Genomic DNA, 16,574 nt, shown 5'->3' with positions numbered 1-16,574 from the left:
CCTCCCGATCAGAACCCGCAAGTGAGCAGGAACCTCTCCCATGAGCCGATGACCGTCGCATTCGAATGGACGGTGTCGGAAACCCGGCCACCTCCGTCCACCGCGGTGAGGTAATGCCCGCTGATCGTCTGCAGGACTACGACATTGCCCTCCAGCACGATCACCTTGAACTTCTCCCAGGCCTGCAACCGCGTCGCGTCAGAATGAATCACGTCGCTAACGCGTCCGCCCCCGCCGACAGCGGTCAGGTAAAACCCCTTGCTGGTCCTGATCCCGTAGCGGGTGGGATTTCTGTCTCCCGAGTCGACGAACGTGAACGTCTCCCACGATCCGATCCTTGTCGCATCGGTGTGGATCACATCCGTCGTACGCCCGCCGGCGCCGACGGCCGTGAGGTAGTTCCCGGTGTTGAGCGTCTTGAGGACGCAGGTGTTCGCGGCGGCCAGAGCCGCAGCGGGCCGGGCGGCGTTCGCCGACGCCGCGCCGGGCAGGCTCAGGCCGGCAGTGACGACGAGAGCGACCGCCGTGACCATGACCGGCCGGAACACGTTTCTGAGGTTCATCCTTGCTCCCCGTTACCGAAGTTCCTCGGACACGCGATGTACGCGTCCGACATCGGTAAGGCGTTCCACGCCGTTCCAGGCCGCAGCTCCTGTGAAACATGAGGATAGATGCGGCAAACGATTCTCGGTAATCCCCAACGTTAGGTATTTCTCGCCATCGCCGGTTCTCCCATTCTGAAAAGGCAAGACACGGCCCTCCCAACGGATGGGTCCCGGAGATTCGCGGCGCAAAAGGAGTCACCGAAATGTCACAATTCACCGCAGAAGAGCAGAACCAACTGGCCGCCTACCTCCATGACCTCGATTCCGCGCCGAACCTGCAGGCGTCTGTCGGTGCCTCGCTGGAAATGCCGTCGTCGCCCGGTCCGGGCGGCCTTGGCCAGCGCGTCGCCAGTGCGGCCGGGATCGGGCTGCCGGGGTCGCCGGCGGCCGAAGCGGGAACGATCGGTCCCTTCGATGCGCGGATCGGGTTCGGGACTGGTGTCGCCGTGGGCGGCTGGGCCAACCTGGCCCTGCACAGCACCGGCTCGTTCAACTTCAGCGGACATTTCCACGTGTCCGGCGCGATCAGCTACGACACGTCGTTCATCTGGGCGGTCAGGGACTTCGTCGAGCCCAACCCCAACATCTACGTCTTCTCGCACACCGGGCGGGTGCACGGCACCTTCGAACCAGGTTCGCGGGACGACGACTGGGGGAAGTCCGAGATCAATATCGCCATGCGCGACGCCTGGGGTGACCTGGAGCGGCGTTGGGCCTGGCGCTGGGAGGCCAGGGTCAACGCCGATTTCGGGGTCTTCCTGGATGCCATCATCAAGGTGGTCGCCGCCGGCCAGGCGGTCGGCAGGGTCATCTCGATCGTGGCCTGACCCGCAGGAGAACGACCAAGAAAGCAGTGTTCCGGTCGTCTGGCTGCTTCTCGCGCGCGATCACCCCCCGGGATCGCACGTGAACGGCTCACGCCGGTGATCTGCTGTACCGGCAGGTGTACAACGGTGTGCGCCGGGCAGTCGGGGGCCGGTACGGACACACGAAAACCCCGGTCATCGTGCCGGGGTTTTCGCGTATTACTTTGTTACTTCGCAAGCTCCTCGGCGAGATGGGGAAAGACTCTGGACACCTTCGCGAGGAGATAGTCCCCATAGGTGCCGCTGAACGCCCGCAGATCCTGCCCGTCCCAGCGCGCCCGCCCGCCGGGTGTGTACGGAAGCGGCGGCACCTCACAGTCCCACCCGGGATCGAAGAAGAACGGATAGCTGAGGCGCTCGTTCCCGCTCAGATTGCGCACCCGGTGCGGAGTGGATCGGTACAGGCCCCCGGTCAGCTTGTCCAGCATGTCGCCGATGTTGCACACGAACGTGCCAGGCAGCGGCGGCGCGTCGATCCAGCCGCGCGTCGTGTGGACCTGGAGGCCGCCGTTGCCGTCCTGGAGGAGGAGGGTGAGCAGGCCGTAGTCGGTGTGCTCCCCGACGCCCCACGCGTCGGTCTCGTCCGGCTCCGCGGGCGGGTAGTGAAATATCCGGAAAAGAATGGTCGGATCGGCGGTGTAGCCGGCGCGGAAATAGTCCTCGCGCAAATCCAGGCTGAGTGCGATCCCCGACATCACCGCCTGGGCGACGCCGGTCATCGTGTCGAGATATTCGAGTACGGTCGCGCGCAGCTCCGGCACCTGCTCGGGGAACAGGTTCAGGCCGCGCAGCGGAAGGTCGCCCGTCGGCTCCTCGGCGCCGAAATAGACGCCTTCCTTCTGGTCCGGGCGGCCCGAGGTCAGCTCGCCGCCGACCGGGAAGAAGCCGCGCCAGGCCCGGCCGCCGCGCTCCATCGAGATCTCGTTCTTCACCTCGACCGGCAGCTCGAAGAACCTCCAGGCGGCCGCGTCGAGGCGGGCGACGAGCTCGGGCGGGACCCCGTGGCCTGAGACGTAGAAGAAGCCGCTGTCCCGGCAGGCGGCGCCGATCCGCTCCGCGACGGCGTCCGTCTCCCGAGAGCCGGAGAGGAGCGGCGAGATGTCGATCACCGGCAATTCACTCACCACGCCATTGTTCCGCATATCCGGCGATTAGCATCGAAAGACAGGACCGCGTTGGAGGCTGTATGCGCTTCACTCGCCGGCACGAGCACAACAACGGGCACGAATCCGACGAACCAGGGCAGGTCACCCGCATCGCCCCCGCCGTCGCCTATGACGGAGACCTCTATCACCTGCCCGACTGGGCGCAGCGCCGCCGCGAGGAACGCGAGCTGGGCCGCGCCCACGCCACCGACGGCCAGATCGACACGCTCACCCTCGAAACCGGCGGCGTGCCGCGCTTCCACGAGCTGGAGGACGAGCGCCTGGCCGAACTGGCCCAGATCGAGAACCTCACCGAGCGGGAGATCCAGCAGGCCCGCGCCGAGTTCGAGGCGCAGAAGATCAAGCTGACCGAGTCGCAGCGTACGTTCGGCGAGATCCGCAAGGCGCTCGACGACAGCCAGCGCCGGGTCCGGGAGCTGGAACAGCCGAGCAGGCGCCCCGGCGACGGCCGCCCGAGCTCCATCGCGCTGTCCGGCAGCCGCTGGCCCGTCGTACGCCGCTGGCTGCCCGCCGCGCTGCTCCTGCTGCTCCTGCTGATCGTCGAGGTGCCCATCCTGTACCAGGTGATCCTGAACTGGGGCGACAGCGTGGCGATGACCGCCCTGCTCGCCGCGGGCGCCGCGTTGATCATGCTGGTCGCCCCGCACATGTACGGGAGGACGTTCCGGGCGTGGCAGGAGAACGGCAGCCCCGCCAAGGGACGCTGGCTGCTGATCGCCGTCGCGCTCGTCTGGCTCGGCCTGATCGTCGCCGTGGCCGTGCTCCGCCGGGAGGCCCTGGTCAGGCCGCTGGTCGTCGACGGCCAGGAGATCGGCCCCACCTCCTCCGGCGTCGGCCTCCTGCCCACCATGATCCTGCTGCTCGCCCTGCTCGTCGCCACCGCGCTGATCGCCGCCGACCTGGGGCGCAGGATGCACAATCCCAACGACCGCCGGCTGCGCGAGTTACGCGCCAAGCGTGACGCCGAAGCCGTGGCCTGCGCCGCCGCCCAGGCCGACTACCAGCGAGACGCCGGTTACGCCGAGAGCGTCGCCCAGTACCTCCAGGCGGTCGACCGGCGCCTGGCCAGCAGGATGCGGCAGCTCGACAGCGGCTTCGACAGCCTCGGCACCGCGTACCTGGGCGGCGTGGTCGAAGGGCTGCACGACCCGGAGGCGGCCAGCTGGGCCGAACGCATCGTGGCCAGGCGCCGCGCCGCCGGCACCCGCGGCGCCTGACCGGGACGGTCACGTGGTCGAGAACGTGAACCAGTTGACGTTGACGAAGTCGGCCGGTTGGCCGCTGCTGAACGTCAGGTAGACCGTGTGCGTTCCGGTCACCCCGGAGATGTTCGCGGGGACCGTCCGCCAGCTCTGCCAGCCACCCGTGTTGGCCAGCGCGAAGTCGCCGATCGGCGTCGCCGTGGGGCTGTCGAGCCGCACCTGGACCAGCCCGCTCACACCGCCCGCCGCCCCCGACGCCACCCTGGCCTTGAACTGCCTGGCGGCCTCGGAGCCGAAGTTCACCCCGTCGAAGCGGAGCCAGTCGCCGTTGGCGATGGCGCCGACGTTCTGCCCGCCGCCCGTGTCCGTGGTGGTCTCGACCATGGTGCCCGACTGGGCCTGGTAGCTCTCGGCCTGGATGGTCGAGCGGGCGTCGACCCCGCCGGGCGGGGTGGGTGTGACGGTCGGCGTCGGTCCCGTGCTGCCGCTCTGCCATACCGCCACGTAGTCGACGACCATCGGCCGCCCCGGCACGGTGGCCGCTATCGGCGTCGCGCTGCCGGCCAGCGCGTCCGGGAACGCCCCGCCCATGGCCACGTTGAGCAGCAGGAAGTAGCCGGCGTGCCCGGTCATGCCGGCCCAGGTCCCGGCGTCGAGCTGGCTCTGGCTCACGCTGTGGAACTGCTGGCCGTCCACATACCAGCGCAACTGGTTGGGACTCACGCTGCGGTCCCATTCGAAGCGGTAGGTGTGGAAGGCTTCCTGGCACGTCGAGCCGGGGCAGGCGCGGCTGGCGCCCAGGCCGGTGGTCTCGTTGCACGGGCCGCCGGGGTTCACGCCGCAGTGCAGGACGCCCCAGACGGAGTTGATGCCGTTGACGTTCTCCATGATGTCGAACTCGCCGATGCCCGGCCAGTTCCAGTAGTTGCCCCGGTACGGCGAGCCGAGCGCCCAGAACGCCGGCCAGTAGCCGAGGGCGGCCTGACCCGTCACGTTCGGCATCTGGATGCGGCCCTCGATGCGCAGCACCCGCCCGTCGGCCGGCTTGAAGTCGGCCCGTGCGGTCTCGACGCGCGCCGACGTCCATTCGCCGGAGCTGCTGCGCTGAGGCGTTATCCGCAGGTTCCCGGCGCCGTCGAGGCCGAGGTTCGAGGACGCGGCCGTGTAGTTCTGGATCTCGCCGGTGCCCCAGTTGCCCGGCCCGCCCGGGTAGCCGTGCCCGGTGTCCACGATCCAGTTGGCCGACGAGGGCGGCGCGCCCGCGGTGCCGTTGAAGTCGTCCGACCAGACCAGTGACCAGCCGGAAGGGGTTGGGGGCACGGCCGCGGAGGCGCTCACGGCCACGTGCACGAGGAGGGCGGCGAGCACCGCCAGCGCCACGGCCACCGCCGCCAAGCGCCTGCGACTCGGTGTTTGTGTTGCCATTCCTTGCTCCTGGGGGATGCGGAGGCTGAGGAGGGTTCAGAGAGCGCTCTCTCACGAGACGTAAACACAGGGCTAACGCCGTGTCAACAAACGGCACGACAGGCTTGACGGCGTGGTGAAAAGGCCCAGGCTCGCCTGGAGAGAGCGCTCTCGGATTCCGGGCTCGTCCGTTTGCCGCAGCGCTCTCGCGTACTACAGCAGGTCGACCGGGCTCGCCCCCGCCGCCTCGAACGTCTGCTTCCAGAAGTCCTCCAGCAGCGGGAACCGGTCGGGGCTCGCCGTCTTCTCCCGCAGGAACCCGTGCACGACCACCCCATAACCAGCCAGGTCCGGCATCAGCTGGGACGTCCGCAACTGCTTGGCCTTCTGCGCGCGGCCGGCCTCGCTCAGGTCCAGCTTGTTGATGTTCAGCTCGCCCCGGTTGTTGATGAGGTCGCTGAACGCGATGATCTGATGCGCCTTGTCCGGCTGCCGCTGGGCGCTCATCTGCTTGACCAGGTACCGGAGCGCGCCCAGCACGTCCGACCCCTCGCCCTCGGTCGGGCAGTCGAACAGCGCGACCGCCCGGGGGAGTACCTCGGTGATGCGGTGGGTCCGGATGCGGTCCTCGACGACGGGGTTCGCGTTGGGGTTCTCGGCCTTGGTGGCCGCGATGGACACCGGGTCCTGGCGGCAGGTACTGCTCTCGGAGCTCCCGGTCACGGCGGCGAACGCGATCCAGTCGCAGCCCTGGGCGAAGGCGGGCAGCTTGGAGGTGACGTCACTGCGGGAGGTCGCCGGGTCGGCATAGCTCGTGGAGTCGACGACCACCCCGCACACGGCCTTCGCCTCGGTCCCGCAGGCGCTCACCCCCGCGCCCACCAGGAACACGGCCACCACGAACGCCACCCCGCGCCGCACCCCACGCCTCCTCGACCTGGCGACCGGCCGCGCAGGCGTCCGCGTCAAAGGCTCCCCCTGGGACCCGCCCTCGCCGCCACCTCCGTCCGTCATCGCCTTCCTCCGGCCCCTGTGCCGTCACGGTCAGCCCCTTTGCCGTCACGGTCGGGTCCGGCCATCCGGTCATTTTCGGCCATCCGATCGGGTCCGACCTCAAGGTCGGCAACGGACTCTAAGTCGGGGTCGGACTCTAAGTCGGGGTCGGAAACGAGGTCGGCGTCTGGGGTCGCATCCCGGGGGAGTGCGCGCCGTGCCTCGCCGGGCAGTGCCCGAGGTGCGACGACCTCGGCGTGCCACACCTCGATCCGCGCCTCGACCTCCTCCATGATCCGCCCGATCTCCTCCCGCCCGGAGACCGCAGCCGCGCTGTCCCCCGAGGAGTCCATCGCGATGACCTCGCCCTTCCACAGCGATGGGATCTCCTCCTTACGCGGATGGGCCCGCATCACCCCACCCCGGTAGGCGGCGATGAGCTGCTCGGCCCTGGCATGTACGGTCTCCACCGCGTGGTTGCGCTCGATCAGCGCGCTCTCCCACTCCTGCGTGAGCCGCTCGATCTGCGCCCTGGCCCGATGAACCGTGTCACCGGCCTCCTGCACCACAGCCCTACGCCGCGCCTCGGCCCGCCGCCGCCTGGCCTCCGCGATGGAGATGAAGGCATCCTCGTCGCCGGCCGAAGCGGCAGCGCCGGGATCATCCGCCGGATCGGCACCCTTGGCGCCGGGCGCGTGCCCGTTGGCGTGTTCGGCGACCGGCCGCAGATCGGCCCGCCCGAGCTCGCGCAGGATCGTCTCCCGAGCCCCCACCGCCCGCTCGAGCAGCGTGGTCCTGGTGGCCGCCAGTCGCCGATCGACCTCGGTGACGCGCTCACGCGCCCGAGCACGTACCTCGGTCACATACGTCGGCTGGAACTCCGGATCCGTGAATTCTCCGAGCGGATGCTCCCAGGCATCCCGCATCCCCTGCCGACGCGCCTCCTCCCGCTCGGCCGGCGGATCGCCCGCCCCCCACTTGAACAGCCGCGACAAGAACGCCATCCGCGTCTCCCGGCACAGAACCGCTATCCGACCAGACTGCCCTGACCCCCCACCTTAATCGCTCAATCCCCACCCAAAGTGGCTCCAGTCAAGCCAACCCCCCACCCAACCAGCCAACGCGACACCCGACCAACAAGCACGCCGTATCGGCGGCCGACCCCGTACCGGTCAGAGGCCGTCTTCCTGGAGGCCCCTTGCCACGGTCGGCGGGTGGCGGGTTCCCCATGCGTGCCGTACAGGAAGAAAGGCCCTAAGGCTCGCTGGTTGTGACCTGTGTTGGGACGGCAGGGTCCAGTTCGGGAGGGCCACTCACTTGACTCCTTATCGTTTCTCGATACCATCGACAAACGATAATATCGATGAACGATGCGGAGCAGTGCTATGCCTCTCAACGGATCCACCCCACTGAAATGGACGGCGATCACCGTCCGTGTCCTCCTGGTCCTGTTCGCGGGAATGATGATCTACACGGTCGGGGGCGCCGCCTTGACCGGCGGAGAGAACTCCATCGGTCCCCACGACGCCGTCCACAGCCTGGTGTGCGTGTCGTCGCCGGGCATACTCGCCGTAGAGGGCAACTTCCTAGAAAATCCTCAACGCCAGAAGGCCGCGGCCACGAGCACCGTCTACGACGATCCCTATCCCGTGAAGAAGTGGGTCGAGTTCGTCTACCCACTGCCTAAGATCTGTGAGGACGACTCCAGCCTCGGCACCCAACTGCTGTATCAGACCTCGCGTTTCGCCACCCCGTTCATGCTGCTCATCGCGCTGTTCCTGCTCGAACGGCTGATCAGAGACGCACGCCGGGAGAACGGCTTCGATGAGGCGATCGTCCGCAGGCTGTGGTTCCTCGGTGTGTTCCTCGCGGTGAGTACACTGGCGGCATCGATCTACACGACCATCGTTGAGACCGGCCTGGCCGTATCAATGGTGGACAGCTCCGTCAGAAGCCCGTGGAATTTGGCCCTGTTCGGCTGGGTCTTCCCGTGGGCGTACCTGGTGGCCGGGCTCGGGCTCGTGGTGATGTCGAAGGTCGTCCGCGCCGGCGCGCACATGCGCGAGGAACTCGAAGGAACCGTCTGATGCCGCCCGCCGATAACCCCGAGCACGCCGTCGAGGTGCATCTGGACCAGTTGCTCGAAGAGCGCGGCATGACGCTCGTCGAGCTGGCCGACAGGGTGGGGATCACCAACGTGAACCTGTCGATCCTCAAGAACAACCGCGCCAAGGCGATCCGGTTCTCCACACTGAGCAAGATCTGCGAGGTCCTCGGCTGCCAACCCGGCGACCTGCTGTCCTTCACACCCCGCCCCTAGCGGAGATGCTGTCGCTCCCGTCAGGGGCCAGGAGCAACAGCCCGTACTCAAAAAACCACCCCCGGACGGCGGATGAGCCGTCACGGGGGTGGTGCGACAAGAAGAGGAAGACCGCGGGTCAGCCCTTTTCGGCTTCTCCGGTGGCCTGCTCCAAAGCGTCTTCGGGAGAGGCCTCCAGGTCCTGTTCGGCGTCGGCGCCCGCTTGGGCGGAGGCCTTGTCGAGGCGGACCCAGCTGGTCACGCTCTCCACTGCGAACAGCACGAACAGGTATGCCGTCAGCACCGCCAGCACCGGCGTCAGCACGCCCAGCGCGGCGCCCACGCCGATGATCAGCAGCCGCAGCTCCCAGCCGAGCCCCGCGTGGAAGACCCAGGCGGGCGGCCAGATGCTCTGCCGCGTCCGGTAGACGGTGTCGTAGGTGTGATAACCCACCACGTACACGAGCACGAACAGCAGCCACTTCGGCACGTCGGCCGCCAGCCCCACCACGATGATCGTGAGGAACTCGGTGCCGCGCAGCAGCGGCGGGGTGAGCCAGTCGAGGCGGCCCAGGTGGTCGCGGGGCGCGGTCGGCAGCACCAGCAGGAGCAGGAGCAGCGGTGGCACGAGCAGGATCGGGCCAGGCTTCAGCACTCCGGCGACCGTGATGGCCACGATCGCCACCAGGGCGATGAGCGTGGCCGGGACCGGCGGGATGCCCTTGCCGAGGCGGCCAGCCAGCGCGTGGACGAGAGGGCCGTCGTCGCGGTAGGCGAGTAGGCGGGCGGTCTGGATGCGGCGGCGTTCCTCGTCGGGATCCGGCGTGGGGGTGCCTGCGGCCAGTGGTGCGGTGATCATGCGAGCGACCTCATGAGGCGTCCGGTGAGGGTGTAGGCGGCGGCGACGGAGCCCCAGATCACCAGCGTGAGGAAGGTGATGCGGGCGTCGAAGAGGGCGGCGGTGATCGCGATGGCCGCGAACCGCTCGCCGATGGGGAAGACGATCATCTTACGCGCCCAGTGCACCGCTCGGAACCGCCCGGCGCGGCTCCACATCTTGAGCACGCCGCGGATGCCCTGGCTGCGCTCCACCTTACGACGCTCCAGCGCCTTGCGCAGAGCGCGGTCATCGGGGGCGTCCAGGGGAAGCGTGGGCAGCTGGGCGGGCGGCTTGCGGCGGTTGGAGATGCCGAAGGAGAAGTCGAGCAGGTGGCGTGTGGACTGCAGGCCGAGGGCCGCCAGCGCGAGGATCCAGATGTCGTCGCTGTTGCCCGACACGACCCAGCCGACGGCGAGGCCGGCGAAGACGACGTACTCCTTGAACCGGTCGAAGGTGGCGTCGAGCCACGCGCCGAGCACGCCGAACTTGCGGGCGTAGCGGGCGACCTGGCCGTCGACGCAGTCGAAGACGAAGGCGAAGTAGATCAGCACCCCGCCCGCCACCATCCACGGCCGCTCGCCGGTGGCGAAGCAGGCCGCGGCCAGCACGCCGAGGGCGATCGAGATGAGCGTCACCTGGTTGGGCGTCAGGCCCCGCCTGGCGGCCCATCGGGCGATGAAGCGGGAGTAGGTGGAGACGAAATAGGTGGTGAAGAAGCCGTCCGCACCCTTGACCGCGTTGTCGAGCTTGGCCCGGTCCTCGTCGATGCCGGACATCTCGGTGCCGGCCTCGTTGGTCTCCTCCTGGGTGGTGACCCGGCGGTAGAAGAGGTCGCGGCGGCCGCGGATGCCGACCGACATGCCGTTGCGGACCAGACCGAAGACGATCAGCTGGATCAGGTCGTCGTCGGCGCCGAACGCGTCGGCCATGCCGGCGAGCTCGCGGCAGGTCTCGGCCAGCAGGGGCGCGTTCCTGGCGCTCACGTGCAGAGGGCCGAGCAGTGCTGTGTTGGGTCTGGTCACCGCGTGGTTGGCGGTGCCGACGGAGATGATGCGGGACTTGCCGGCGCGCGCGCGGACGGGCAGCCCTTCGAGGGTGTTGAGCCCGATCTCCGGCTCCGCCTCGTCGATCGGGACGATCTCCTCCTGCGCCTCATCGACGATGTCCGGACGCGGCTCCTTGGCGACGAGGGCCAGCGCACCGCGCTTGGCCTTGGTGATCTGGTAGATCAGCTCGTCGTGGACGATCGAGTTGTCCGGGATCAGGAACAGGTTCTCCGTTGCGGACTCGGCGACATCGGCCAGCGCGCGCAGAGCGGTGGCCAGGTCGCCGGGCTCGATCACGGCCGGCTGCGGATCCAGGGAGAGGATCTGGCTGCGCAGCCGTTCGGCCACGGTGGGATTGCCAGGCAGCGCGGCCAGCCTCAGGCCGGTCGGAGCGGTGTCAGGGCCGGGCGAAGAGCCCAGCAGGACCACGCGGGTCATGACTCCCTTTCGAGGCGGTTGCGGGGGGTTGAACAACGGGTAGATCGGGGACAGACGTCAAAGTCTAGTGAGGGTTCCGCAAAGTCGCTCCATCCGAGGCCCGCGAAGCCGCTCCAGCCGAGCATGACCTTCGCGCGCCATAGGATGGGTAGGTGAGTCTCTATCGTGACGAGGGCGTCGTTCTGCGTACGCAGAAGCTCGGTGAGGCCGACCGCATCGTCACCATCCTGGCCAAGCGCACCGGCAAGGTCCGGGCGGTCGCGAAGGGCGTGCGCCGCACCACCTCGCGCTTCGGGGCCAGACTGGAGCCGTTCACACACGTCGACCTGCAACTTCACACCGGCCGTACACTCGACGTCGTCACGCAGGCGGAGACCATCAGGCCCTACGGCGAGGCCCTGGCGATCGACTACCCCCGCTACACCGCGGGCACGGCGATGCTGGAGACCGCCGATCGGCTGACGCACGGCGAGAAGGAGCCGGCGCTGCGGCAGTTCCTGCTGCTGGTGGGCGGGCTGCGCACGCTGGCCGACCGTGAGCACGAGGCCAGGCTGGTGCTCGACGCCTATTTCCTGCGCTCGCTGGCGGTGGCCGGCTACGCCCCCGCGCTGGACGCGTGCGCCAGGTGCCGGGCCCCGGCGATCAGGGCGTTCGCCATCGTGGCAGGTGGCGTGGTGTGCGGGGCTTGTAAACCAGCCGGATCGGTGGTGCCCGCGGGCGAGACGATCGGGCTCATGACCGCGCTGCTGCGCGGCGACTGGGCCGCGGCCGACGCGTCACAGGCGCGGCATCGCGGCGAGTGCAGCGGCCTGGTCGCCGCATATCTGCAATGGCACCTCGAACACGGAATACGCTCTCTCCGACACGTAGAGAGGGAGCCTGTGTGAACGTCCGACCGCCGACCCCGCATCCGTCCGGCGCGGTCCCGCCGCCGATCCCGCGCGACCTGGTGCCCAAGCATGTGGCCATCATCATGGACGGCAACGGCCGCTGGGCCAAGGCCCGCGGGCTGCCCCGCACCGAGGGGCACAAGGCGGGCGAGGCGTCGTTGTTCGACGTCATCGAGGGCGCGCTGGAGCTGGGCGTTCCCTACCTGTCCGCGTACGCCTTCTCCACGGAGAACTGGAAGCGCTCGCCCGACGAGGTCCGCTTCCTCATGGGCTTCAACCGCGATGTCATCCGCCGCCGTCGCGACGAGTTGCACGCGATGGGCGTACGGGTGCGCTGGGCGGGCAAGCCGGGCCGGCTGTGGAAGAGCGTGATCTCCGAGTTGCAGAGCGCCGAGGAGCTGACCGAGCGCAACCGCAAGCTGACGTTGCAGTTCTGCGTCAACTACGGCGGTCAGGCGGAGATCGTCGAGGCCGCGCTGCGGCTGGCGAACGACATCGTGGCGGGCCGGGTCAAGCCGTCGAAGGTCAACGAGAAGGTGTTCGCCCGCTATCTCGACGAGCCGGAGATCCCGGAGGTCGACCTGTTCGTGCGGTCGTCGGGGGAGCAGCGGTTCTCCAACTTCCTGCTGTGGCAGTCGGCCTACGCCGAGATGGTGTTCCTCGACCGGCTCTGGCCGGACTTCGATCGCCGCGACCTGTGGGAGGCGTGCGAGATCTACGCCAAGCGCGACAGGCGCTACGGCGGGGCGCTGCCGAACCAGGTCTAGAGCCACCTCCGACGGTGAGTCGTCGAGATTACATTTCATGACATGTCATGTCTTGTTGTGGTCAGACCCTTGCAAAGCTGACACGTTCTCTTCACTCTTCTCCCCATAGGCGTAAAGATCAGCTCTACTCCCATGGCGTGAAGGAGAGCGTGTGCCGTCCACCCCCCATTGGCGTGCGATTTTGATCGCGGTCGCCGCCGCTGTCACCCTCATCCTCCCTCAGGGCGTGGCCCAAGCCGCGCCCGATCCGGGCAAGATCAACGAATCCGTCCAGGCCGACCTGGCCGCGGACGGAAAAGCCACCTTCTGGGTACGCATGAAGGGCACCGCCGACCTCAGCGGCGCCCGCCGGGCCACGACCAAGGACGACAAGGCCGAGCAGGTCTTCGAGGCCAAGACCGCCAAGGCCGACACCTCACAGGCGGCCCTGCGTAAGCTCCTGGAGTCCCACCAGGCCGACTACACCCCGTACTGGATCGTCAACGCCGTCAGAGTGACCGCCGACGCCAAGCTGGCGGCCGAGATCGCCACCCTGGCGGAAGTGGACCGCATCGACCCGGTACGGACCGTGTCGCTGCCGAAGCCGGACCCCGGTAAGGCCGAGACGAAGGTCAACGCCGTCGAGTGGAACATCGACCGGATCAACGCCCCGCGCGTCTGGAACGAGTTAGCCGACCGCGGCGAAGGCATCGTGGTCGGCACCATCGACAGCGGCGCCCAGTTCGACCACCCCGAGCTGGCCGCGGCCTACCGTGGCAGGAGCCCGGACGGCTCCCTGGACCACAACTACAACTGGTTCGACCCCGCGCACATCTGCCCGAGCGCGGTGCCCTGTGACAACCTCGGCCACGGCACGCACGTCATGGGCACCATGGTCGGCGCCAACGGCATCGGGGTCGCGCCGGGCGCCAAGTGGATCGCCGCCAAGGGCTGCGAGGTCAACACCTGCACCGACGCCTCGCTGCTCGCCTCCGGCCAGTGGATGCTCGCCCCGACCGACCTGAACGGCGCCAACCCGCGCCCCGACCTGGCCCCCGACATCGTCAACAACTCCTGGGGCGGCGCCGGCTTCGACCCCTGGTACAAGGAGACCGTCGAGGCGTGGATCGCGGCCGGTATCTTCCCGGCCTTCGCCAACGGCAACGAGGGGCCCGCCTGCCGTACCAGCGGGTCGCCCGGACAGTACGCGATCAGCTACAGCGCGGGCGGCTTCGACATCAACAACGTCCTGTACGCCCGTTCCAGCAAGGGCGAGGGCGAGGACGGCGAGATCAAGCCGAACCTCGCCGCCCCCGCCGTGAACGTCCGCTCCTCGGTGCCCGGCAACGGCTACGACAGTTACACGGGCACGTCGATGGCCTCGCCGCACCTGGCGGCGACGGTGGCGCTGATCTGGTCGGCGTCGCCCGGGCTGCAGGGTGACGTGGCCGCCACCCGGCCGCTGCTCGACAGCACCGCGATCGACGTCAACGACACCAGTTGCGGTGGCACCGCCGCCGACAACAACGTCTGGGGCGAGGGCCGCCTGGACGCCTTCGCCGCGGTGCAGGCCGCGCCACGCGGGGGTCTCGGCGAGCTCAAGGGCACGGTCACCGCCGGGGGCAGCCCGGTGTCCGGTGCCACGGTCAGCCTGTCCGGGCCGCTGAGCCGTACGGTGATCACCGGGACGGACGGGACGTACGCCGTCCCGCGCCTGCTGCCGGGCGACTACCAGATCGCCGCGGTGAAGTTCGGCTACGACAGGAGCACCGCGACGGCGACGATCACGGCCGACCAGAGCACCACGGCCGACGTGGCGATGACCCAGCAGGCCACGGGCGTGGTGACCGGTACGGTCACGACGGCGGGCACGCCGGAGCCGGGCGCCAAGATCGAGGCGGTCGGCACGCCCGTCAGCGCGGTCACCGACGCCGCGGGCCGCTACCGGCTGTCACTGCCGAACGGCACCTACGACCTCAAGATCACCCCAGTCTCCCGCTGCTCCAGCGGCGCCACGGCGTCCGTCACGGTGGCCGGGGACGTGACCAAGGACATCGAGCTGCCGTTGCGTGGCGACAACTTCGGCTACACCTGCCGGAGCGCCGCCGAGCCGTACGTCGCGGGCACCGAGAAGCTCGCGCTCACGGGCGACGACGAGGCGCAGCAGGTGACGCTGCCGTTCCCGGTCCCGTTCTACGGCGCGGGGCAGAGCAGCGCGTGGATCAGCACCAACGGGTTCGCCAGCTTCGCCACTGACAAGATCGTCACCGGTAGCAACGGCCGGCTGCCCAGCACGGGCACGCCCAACAACGCCGTCTACCCGTACTGGGACGACCTGGTGGTGGACGCCGACAGCGGTATCTACACCGGCGTCACGGGTACGGCGCCGCACCGCCAGTTCGTGGTCGAGTGGCGCAACGTGAAGTTCTACTCGGCCACCGATCAGCGCATCTCGTTCGCGGCCCTGCTGGGCGAGGACGGCTCGATGAGCTACCGCTACAAGGACATCGAGAGCGAGCGCGACAAGGGCACCAGCGCGACGGTCGGGGTCGAGAACGCGGCGGGCACCGACGCGTTCCAGTACTCCTACGAGGAGGTCGCGCTGGCCAACGGGCAGAGCCTGACGTTCATCGCGAGCAGGCACGGCCTGGTGACGGGCACCGTCACCGACGCCAACGACGCCAAGCCGCTGGCGGGCGCGACGGTGAAGGTGGGCGACGTGGCCACCTACACCACCGGCGCGGACGGCGCCTTCTACGGGCAGGTCCTGGCCGGCGACTACGAGGTGCAGGTGTCGAAGGAGCATTACGGCACGTTCACGAAGTCCGTGACGATCGCCCCGACGACGGTCACCAGGATCGACACCGCGTTGATCACCGGCCGGGTCAGCCCCTCGGTGAGCGAGCTGACCGTGGTGCTGCCTGCGAACGCCACCAGAACCCGCACCATGGAGCTGACCAACCTCGGCTCGCCCACGGCCTACACCGTCACCACCGATCCGGCGCAGGGCTGGATCGGCGTCACGCCGACGGCGGGCGACCTCGCCAAGGGGCAGGCGGTGACACTGAAGGTCACCGTGTCCAGCGCCGGCGTCCAGCCGGGCACGCTCCGCTCGGGCAAGCTGATCGTGAAGTCGGCCAGCGGGCGGCAGCCGGTCATCGAGATCGCGGTGACGGTCGTGGTGCCCAAGCTCCAGGTGGCCGTGGAGGCCGGCGGCACCAAGGCCGTGACCGACACCGCGGGTGACGCCTGGACGCCCGACAAGAAGTACACCGCGGGCGGCTACGGATACATCGCCACCTCGACCAGTACGAGCACCTCGTCCAAGACCATCAAGGGCACCGACGACCAGGCGCTGTTCAAGACGGCTCGCGAAGGGATGCTGGAGTACCGCTTCGACAGCGTGCCGGCCGGGACGTACACCGTCGAGCTGGACTTCGCCGACGTCAAGTCGACGCAGATCGGCCGCCGCGTCTTCGACGTGCTCGTCGAGGGTCAGCTCGCGATCCCGGCGCTCGACCTGGCGCTGGAGGCGGGCACGTACACGGCCGTCAGCAGGCAGTACACGGTGAAGGTCACCGACGGCCAGCTCAACGTCCGCTTCGCCACGCGGGAGGGCAAGACGATCGTCAACGCCATCCGCATCTCGGAGCGGCCCGACAAGGCCTCGTGAAATGACCCGGGCCCGCCTCTGGGGCGGGCCCGGGAGCCTCGACGGTCACCGATCAAGAGTGGAGCAAAATCCGGCCGGTCGCCCGCGCTTTCGGCAAGTCGCCCGTCATCGGATGATCGTGGTCCAGTCCCGGCGGCCCTCGTTCACGACCGCGAGCTGCCGCTGGTGGACGTCGGCCGTCTCCCCGTTGGAGAAGCGCAGGTACGTGTGGAAGGTGAAGGCCCAGGTGTCCTCGCCCTTCGGGTCGATCGATGTCCGGATCGACCGATAGCCCCCCGCCGTCTGGCACCTCCAGCCCAGCAGTCACCAGTTCGTGAACCTCGTACGCCGCCACCCCGGCAGCAGCATCGACCACGTCGTCACGTG

At 68.8% G+C, this 16,574-nt stretch carries 15 protein-coding genes; 8 read left to right on the top strand and 7 right to left on the bottom strand.

Translation table 11 applies throughout. From position 1 onward, the window contains the following. Positions 1–8: 8 nt before the first annotated feature. Positions 9–563, bottom strand: coding sequence for a hypothetical protein (locus tag AB0F17_RS62535; RefSeq protein ID WP_358045871.1), 555 nt, complete (start codon positions 561–563; stop codon positions 9–11). Between the two features lie 245 nt (positions 564–808). Here AB0F17_RS62535 and AB0F17_RS62530 point away from each other — a divergent pair, with 245 nt between their 5' ends. Then, the gene (locus AB0F17_RS62530; RefSeq protein WP_358045868.1) at positions 809–1,432 is read left to right on the top strand and encodes a hypothetical protein; all 624 of its coding nucleotides are present in this window, start codon (positions 809–811) and stop codon (positions 1,430–1,432) included. A gap of 206 nt (positions 1,433–1,638) precedes the next feature. Here the strand turns inward: AB0F17_RS62530 and AB0F17_RS62525 are convergent, their stop codons facing one another. Next, positions 1,639–2,595, bottom strand: coding sequence for a 2-oxoglutarate and iron-dependent oxygenase domain-containing protein (locus AB0F17_RS62525; protein ID WP_358045865.1), 957 nt, complete (start codon positions 2,593–2,595; stop codon positions 1,639–1,641). A gap of 62 nt (positions 2,596–2,657) precedes the next feature. On the opposite strand from AB0F17_RS62525, the gene AB0F17_RS62520 reads away from it, so the two are divergent. Further along, on the top strand, positions 2,658–3,854 hold the full coding sequence (locus tag AB0F17_RS62520) for a hypothetical protein (protein WP_358045862.1): 1,197 nt from the start codon (positions 2,658–2,660) through the stop codon (positions 3,852–3,854). Between the two features lie 9 nt (positions 3,855–3,863). Here the strand turns inward: AB0F17_RS62520 and AB0F17_RS62515 are convergent, their stop codons facing one another. From AB0F17_RS62515 to AB0F17_RS62505, 3 genes are all read right to left on the bottom strand, one after another. Continuing rightward, positions 3,864–5,264, bottom strand: a complete 1,401-nt coding sequence (locus tag AB0F17_RS62515; protein WP_358045860.1) for a glycoside hydrolase family 16 protein — start codon at positions 5,262–5,264, stop codon at positions 3,864–3,866. 192 nt (positions 5,265–5,456) lie between these two features. Further along, complete coding sequence (locus AB0F17_RS62510; RefSeq protein ID WP_358045857.1) at positions 5,457–6,164, bottom strand: hypothetical protein; 708 nt, start codon at positions 6,162–6,164, stop codon at positions 5,457–5,459. 89 nt (positions 6,165–6,253) lie between these two features. Then, on the bottom strand, positions 6,254–7,240 hold the full coding sequence (locus tag AB0F17_RS62505) for a hypothetical protein (RefSeq protein ID WP_358045854.1): 987 nt from the start codon (positions 7,238–7,240) through the stop codon (positions 6,254–6,256). Positions 7,241–7,621: 381 nt separating this feature from the next. On the opposite strand from AB0F17_RS62505, the gene AB0F17_RS62500 reads away from it, so the two are divergent. Both AB0F17_RS62500 and AB0F17_RS62495 read left to right on the top strand, forming a co-directional pair. After that, a complete protein-coding gene (locus AB0F17_RS62500; protein ID WP_358045852.1) occupies positions 7,622–8,323 on the top strand; it encodes a DUF2975 domain-containing protein in 702 nt (233 codons plus the stop codon). Further along, positions 8,323–8,556 carry a helix-turn-helix transcriptional regulator gene (locus tag AB0F17_RS62495; RefSeq protein WP_358045850.1) on the top strand — a complete coding sequence of 78 codons (234 nt, stop codon included), beginning with the start codon at positions 8,323–8,325 and terminating at the stop codon, positions 8,554–8,556. Before AB0F17_RS62500 ends, AB0F17_RS62495 begins: the two co-directional genes overlap by 1 nt. Before the next feature lie 118 nt (positions 8,557–8,674). Here AB0F17_RS62495 and AB0F17_RS62490 read toward each other — a convergent pair whose 3' ends face one another. Together AB0F17_RS62490 and AB0F17_RS62485 are read right to left on the bottom strand one after the other, a co-directional pair. Further along, positions 8,675–9,394: a DUF5941 domain-containing protein gene (locus AB0F17_RS62490; protein WP_358045847.1), complete on the bottom strand. Its 720-nt coding sequence runs from the start codon at positions 9,392–9,394 to the stop codon at positions 8,675–8,677. After that, positions 9,391–10,899, bottom strand: a complete 1,509-nt coding sequence (locus AB0F17_RS62485) for a CDP-alcohol phosphatidyltransferase family protein (RefSeq protein WP_358045844.1) — start codon at positions 10,897–10,899, stop codon at positions 9,391–9,393. The genes AB0F17_RS62490 and AB0F17_RS62485 overlap by 4 nt, the downstream gene beginning before the upstream one ends. A 152-nt stretch (positions 10,900–11,051) precedes the next feature. Between AB0F17_RS62485 and recO the strand changes: the two genes are divergently transcribed. The 4 genes from recO (at position 11,052) to AB0F17_RS62465 (ending at position 16,479) form a co-directional block, all read left to right on the top strand. Beyond that, a complete protein-coding gene (recO, locus tag AB0F17_RS62480) occupies positions 11,052–11,786 on the top strand; it encodes a DNA repair protein RecO (RefSeq protein WP_358045842.1) in 735 nt (244 codons plus the stop codon). Then, on the top strand, positions 11,729–12,556 hold the full coding sequence (locus AB0F17_RS62475; protein WP_358045839.1) for an isoprenyl transferase: 828 nt from the start codon (positions 11,729–11,731) through the stop codon (positions 12,554–12,556). The genes recO and AB0F17_RS62475 overlap by 58 nt, the downstream gene beginning before the upstream one ends. Positions 12,557–12,707: 151 nt before the next feature. Further along, positions 12,708–16,208: a S8 family serine peptidase gene (locus AB0F17_RS62470; RefSeq protein WP_358045836.1), complete on the top strand. Its 3,501-nt coding sequence runs from the start codon at positions 12,708–12,710 to the stop codon at positions 16,206–16,208. Between the two features lie 112 nt (positions 16,209–16,320). After that, complete coding sequence (locus AB0F17_RS62465) at positions 16,321–16,479, top strand: hypothetical protein (protein WP_358045833.1); 159 nt, start codon at positions 16,321–16,323, stop codon at positions 16,477–16,479. Positions 16,480–16,574 lie beyond the last annotated feature (95 nt).

The organism is Nonomuraea sp. NPDC026600, assembly GCF_040638335.1.
Lineage (GTDB): Bacteria > Actinomycetota > Actinomycetes > Streptosporangiales > Streptosporangiaceae > Nonomuraea.
Note: the sequence above shows the minus strand (reverse complement) of the source record. Positions and strands in the feature narration are given on the sequence as shown.